The 3070-nt window shown below is 55.5% G+C and carries 3 protein-coding genes and 1 pseudogene; all 4 read left to right on the forward strand.

All coding sequences use genetic code 11. The annotated features are described in order from the left end of the window. Positions 1-51: 51 nt before the first annotated feature. Positions 52-1119 (forward strand): dTDP-glucose 4,6-dehydratase, encoded by a 1068-nt coding sequence (gene rffG, locus ACLQ7H_RS01590; protein WP_411751156.1) that lies wholly within the window; start codon positions 52-54, stop codon positions 1117-1119. Between the two features lie 259 nt (positions 1120-1378). Continuing rightward, complete coding sequence (rfbA, locus tag ACLQ7H_RS01595; RefSeq protein WP_411751158.1) at positions 1379-2260, forward strand: glucose-1-phosphate thymidylyltransferase RfbA; 882 nt, start codon at positions 1379-1381, stop codon at positions 2258-2260. Further along, positions 2238-2957 carry a dTDP-4-amino-4,6-dideoxy-D-galactose acyltransferase gene (rffC, locus tag ACLQ7H_RS01600; RefSeq protein WP_411751157.1) on the forward strand — a complete coding sequence of 240 codons (720 nt, stop codon included), beginning with the start codon at positions 2238-2240 and terminating at the stop codon, positions 2955-2957. The genes rfbA and rffC overlap by 23 nt, the downstream gene beginning before the upstream one ends. Beyond that, positions 2944-3070, forward strand: a pseudogene (locus ACLQ7H_RS01605) (dTDP-4-amino-4,6-dideoxygalactose transaminase); the annotation flags it as partial. The gene rffC and the pseudogene ACLQ7H_RS01605, both read left to right, overlap by 14 nt.

Here is a 3070-nt window from a genome sequence, read left to right on the forward strand (position 1 = left end):
GCCGGAAGAGATTAAGCAGTCCTGGATCGTGGACACCAAAGGAGTCTGGCGTTGAAACGTATTTTGGTCACCGGCGGTGCCGGATTTATCGGCTCTGCCGTAGTAAGACATATCATTGAGGGTACCCGCGATAGCGTGGTAGTGGTTGATAAGCTCACCTATGCCGGTAACCTGGAGTCGCTGGCCGGTGTGGCTGACAACGAACGCTATGCTTTCGAGCAGGTGGATATCTGCGACCGTGCCGCACTGGACCGCGTATTTGCGCAGTATCAGCCGGATTTCGTGATGCACCTGGCGGCAGAAAGCCACGTTGATCGCTCGATCGACGGCCCGGCGGCCTTTATCGAAACCAACATCGTGGGCACTTACACCATGCTGGAGGCCGCCCGCCATTATTGGCAGGCACTGGCGGCAGAGAAAAAGCAGGCTTTCCGTTTCCATCATATTTCTACCGATGAAGTGTACGGCGACCTGCACGGTACCGACGATCTGTTTACCGAAACAACGCCTTACGCACCAAGCAGCCCGTATTCTGCCTCCAAGGCATCGAGCGACCACTTGGTGCGTGCCTGGCTGCGTACCTATGGTTTCCCTGCCGTCGTGACCAACTGCTCCAACAACTACGGCCCTTACCACTTCCCAGAGAAACTGGTGCCGCTGGTGATCCTTAATGCCATCTCCGGCAAACCGCTGCCGGTCTACGGCGATGGCGCACAGGTGCGTGACTGGCTGTTTGTGGAAGACCACGCCCGGGCGTTGTATCAGGTGGTGACGGAAGGTGTGATTGGGGAGACCTATAACATCGGTGGCCACAACGAGCGCAAAAATATCGAAGTGGTGCATACCATCTGCGATCTGCTGGAAGAGCTGGCGCCGAACAAACCGCAGGGCGTGGCGAAATATCGCGATCTGATCACCTACGTCAAAGATCGCCCTGGCCACGATATGCGCTATGCCATCGATGCGGGCAAAATTGAACGTGAACTGGGTTGGCGCCCACAGGAAACCTTTGAAAGCGGCATCCGCAAGACGGTTTCCTGGTATCTGAACAATGAAACCTGGTGGCGCCGAGTGCAAGACGGTTCCTATGCGGGTGAACGTCTAGGGCTAAACCAGTAATACCCTTTATCTTTCAAGCTACAGCGTGGTTGGCTGCACTACTCGGGCCATCCGTGGACCTCGCCCCTTCGGGGCCGCTGTTCACAGCGTTCAAATCTGTTCCTGACAGATTTGTCGTCAACCCCAGTCACTTATTATGGATAAGCTCCTGGGGACTGACGTACTTGCCGCCTAGCTGTGACTCGAAATCTATTGGGTATGTTTACTTAACGTATGGCAAAAAGAACTTTCGCGTAACGAAGGTGAGTCAGGAGTGATGATGAAAGGTATTATTCTTGCCGGCGGTTCGGGGACGCGTTTGCACCCGATCACCCGCGGTGTTTCCAAGCAATTGCTGCCTATTTACGATAAGCCGATGATTTATTATCCGCTCTCGGTGCTGATGCTGGCCGGGATCCGCGATATTTTAATTATCTCCACGCCTGAGGACCTGCCCTCGTTTCGCCGTTTGCTCGGCAGCGGTGAAGAGTTTGGCATCAACCTCAGCTATGCCGAACAACCGAGCCCGGACGGATTGGCGCAGGCTTTCTTGATCGGCGAAGAATTTATCGGCGGTGAGCCGTGCTGCCTGGTGCTGGGCGACAATATCTACTTCGGCCAGGGCTTCAGCCCGAAACTGAAAAGCGTGGTCCAAGGCCTTAAAGGCGCCACGGTATTCGGTTACCAAGTGATGGATCCCGAGCGTTTTGGCGTGGTGGAGTTCGACGATAACTTCCGCGCGCTGTCGATTGAAGAAAAGCCGCTGAAGCCGAAGTCCAACTGGGCGGTTACCGGTCTTTATTTCTATGACAACCAGGTAGTGGATTTCGCCAAGCAGGTGAAGCCATCCGAACGCGGCGAGCTGGAAATCACCAGCATCAACCAGATGTATCTGGAACGTGGCGAACTGAGCGTCGAGCTGTTGGGGCGTGGTTTTGCCTGGCTTGATACTGGCACCCACGACAGCCTGATCGAAGCCAGTACCTTTGTGCAGACGGTAGAAAAGCGTCAGGGGTTCAAGGTAGCCTGTCTGGAAGAGATCGCCTGGCGTAACGGCTGGCTGGATGATGATGGCGTAAGACGCTCAGCAATGGCGTTAGCCAAAACCGGCTACGGCAAATATTTACTGGATTTGCTGCATGTCCGTCCACGCCAATATTGAGCCTTTAGGCTGGGAAAGCGAGTATTTCCAACTCACTAGCGCCAAGCTGCATTTTGACGATGCGGCTCCATTGCTTGGTAAGGCCGGCCTGGACGCGTTTGCGCTGGTTCAGGCCAAGATCCCGGCTCAGCGCCTGGATTTGGCCGATGGTTTGGCAGAATTGGGGTTTAGGCTGGTAGAAGGCGAAGTGGACTTTGCCTTGGCGATTGGCACAGATTGTGCATTGGACTTACCGGCCATCCGCATCGCCCAGCCTGACGATATTCCACTGTTGCGTACGGTGGCGGCCAAGGTGTTCGCCGCTAGCCGTTTTCGCGCGCCTTGGTATCAGCCGCAAGACAGCGGGCGTTTTTACGCCACCTGGATTGAAAAGGCGGTGTTGGGGACGTTTGACCATCAGTGCCTGCTAGTGCTGGGCAGGGATGGGGAGCCAGAAGGGTTTGTCAGCCTGCGTGATATCGGCCAGCAAGAGGCGCGTATCGGTTTATTAGCGGCATTCCCGGGTGTACAAGGTAAAGGGACCGGTTCTCGGCTGATGATTGCCGCGATCGCCTGGTGTCAGCAGCAACGGCTGCAGCGCCTGCGGATCGCGACTCAGATAAGTAATATTGCCGCGTTACGGCTCTATCAACGGCACGGTGCCACCATCACGAGCACCGCGTATTGGTTCTATAGAGGTTTAGATGATCCCATTTAACGCTCCACCGGTTGTTGGCACGGAACTCGATTATATGCAGGCTGCGATGAGCAGCGGCAAACTCTGTGGTGACGGTGGTTTTACCCGTCGCTGCCAGCAGTGGATGGAACAGC

The sequence above is a fragment of the Serratia sp. (in: enterobacteria) genome (genome assembly GCF_046715635.1).
Lineage (GTDB): Bacteria > Pseudomonadota > Gammaproteobacteria > Enterobacterales > Enterobacteriaceae > Chania.